The organism is Cellulophaga geojensis KL-A, assembly GCF_000568425.1.
In the GTDB taxonomy this organism is placed as follows: Bacteria; Bacteroidota; Bacteroidia; order Flavobacteriales; family Flavobacteriaceae; genus Cellulophaga; species Cellulophaga lytica.
Map to the genome: position 1 here is coordinate 1 of NZ_ARZX01000063.1, position 1,485 is coordinate 1,485.

The following is a 1,485-nucleotide window of genomic DNA, read 5'->3' on the forward strand; positions in this document are numbered from 1 at the left end:
AAACCTCATAGGTACAATACTCTTGGTTTATACGTAGTAAGTACATAGGTTGTTCATTGTACTTAGGCATAGTTTGCCACATTTTATCTGTAACATTATGTATGGTAATACTATCTTGGTCTGCAGTGTTCATATTTTTAGTAGTTTTAGTATTTTGGGCACAGCTCACCATACTAACTAAATACCAAACCAAAACAATAATAATCTTATAGAACCTCATAACTAATTACCTTGCAAACTCAAAATTAAACTCACCCTCTTTGTGCTTATCCTTAGGGATTGATAAATCAATAGGTCTAAACATAGCTCTTAGCCTTCCATTACTATTCTTAAACAAAAACCAAAAAGAAGGTTTTCCTTGTATTCGCTTGTCCTTTATAGGAAAAACAGGGTGCTCTAGACTAACATAATGGCCTTGCGACCAAATAGAAAACTTATAATCTCTAATTGGCTGAAAATCTTTATTATCAATTAAGATAGGTTTATAAATTTCTTCTACCATCTCTTTAATGTATTGTTTGCCTTTATACTCGGAAACTGCCAAACGTACAAAACTATGATAATAATTATCCAAAAGTGTAACTACATCTTTAGCTTCATATAATTTTTGTATTTTTTTATATTCGGCTACTACTGCTTGTTCTAATTTTTTCTGGTCTAGTTTCCGTAAGTCTATACCATTAGTCCAGCCTTCTAACTCATACGGTACTTGTGCATTAAATGTAAAAGTATGCTCATAATACGGTAAACCAGCACCTATAAAACTACCAGTTTCTTTATTTTTTTTACTTTGGTGTTTTACTACTAATTTTTCATCATCTGTAATACTTTCATAGGTGTTTATGTCATCTACCCGTATTACGTCTATGCTAATCTCTGTGCTATTTAATAATGTTGTAATGGTTTCTCCTTCACCAATTTCATCTTTTACCAAATCTCCCACAGGGTAGAGCCTGTAGGTAATGGTTTGTGGTCCCGATTTTAAAATGGCTCTGTTAATTTCTGTAGCAGATGCATATTGCATAAGACTATAATTGCCTGTAACTATTTCTCCATTTACTAAAACTTCATAAATACAATTAAGTTGGTTTATACGTAGGTAATACATTGGTTCTTTAGGGTAGTGTTTAACTTGTGCAGCAATGCTATCTACATAGGTGTCTAAATTAAATTCATGTGTCATTTTTGTGTCTTTTTTGGTGTTTTGGGCGCAGCTTACCAAACCAATAAAACACCAAACCAAAACAATAATAACCTTATAGAACCTCATAACTAATTACCTTGCAAACTCAAAATTAAACTCACCCTCTTTGTGCTTGTCCTTGGGGATTGATAAATCAACAGTAGCAAATCTTACACCTTTCCATTCTCCATTAACATAATACTTATACCAAGATGCGCTTTTTCCGGCTAATCTTTTATCTAAATCAGGATTATTCAATATGGTAGGAAATCTCAAACTAATAATTCTTCCATTACCAGAAT

At 32.4% G+C, this 1,485-nt stretch carries 2 protein-coding genes; both read right to left on the bottom strand.

Features of this window, described 5'->3' with window-relative positions:
- Positions 1–226: 226 nt before the first annotated feature.
- Complete coding sequence (locus KLA_RS17145) at positions 227–1,270, bottom strand: hypothetical protein (protein WP_034647379.1); 1,044 nt, start codon at positions 1,268–1,270, stop codon at positions 227–229.
- 6 nt (positions 1,271–1,276) lie between these two features.
- Positions 1,277–1,485, bottom strand: a 209-nt coding sequence (locus KLA_RS17150; RefSeq protein ID WP_034647380.1) for a hypothetical protein, incomplete at its 5' end; no start/stop codon positions are given.

What these genes read in the sequence shown, in the direction of transcription:
- KLA_RS17145 (WP_034647379.1), bottom strand. Translation starts at nt 1,270, where the DNA reads ATGAGGTTCTATAAGGTTATTATTGTTTTGGTTTGGTGTTTTATTGGT.